This window comes from Dellaglioa sp. CoH-55-MRSF-7 (assembly GCF_056782235.1).
The window spans coordinates 1-308 of the sequence record NZ_JBXAYI010000123.1 but is presented as its reverse complement, the minus strand read 5'-3'; the positions used below and the strand labels follow the sequence as shown (position 1 = coordinate 308).

Annotated in this window: 1 protein-coding gene; it reads left to right on the top strand. The window is 56.8% G+C overall.

The features are described from left to right. A partial coding sequence (locus AC1RPU_RS08120) for a hypothetical protein (RefSeq protein WP_481769664.1) occupies positions 1–216 on the top strand: 216 nt, incomplete at its 5' end. Positions 217–308 lie beyond the last annotated feature (92 nt).

Sequence of the window (308 nt, the reverse complement as noted above, 5' to 3'; positions counted from 1 at the left end):
GGCGCGAAGCTAGCAGGGGTCAATGTGGCTTGGACCAGTTACCGCTCGGCTGACGAAGAGGCGTTTGTCGAGGCTCAGGGCGGCACCGTTGTCAAGTACAGCGCGAAGATGAATGTGCTACTATACAAGCCGGGTGCTAAGTTCGCGGACAAGATCGTAAAGGCCGGGAACAAGGCGATGACATGGGACCAGTTCAAGGAGAAATACGGGCTATGAGCGAGATTACGTTTGCTGTAGAACGCGTTGTCGTGGTGCAGGGTTCTGGCTCCGACAAGATCGCGGTGTTCACCGATTTGCCGGGCCCCATC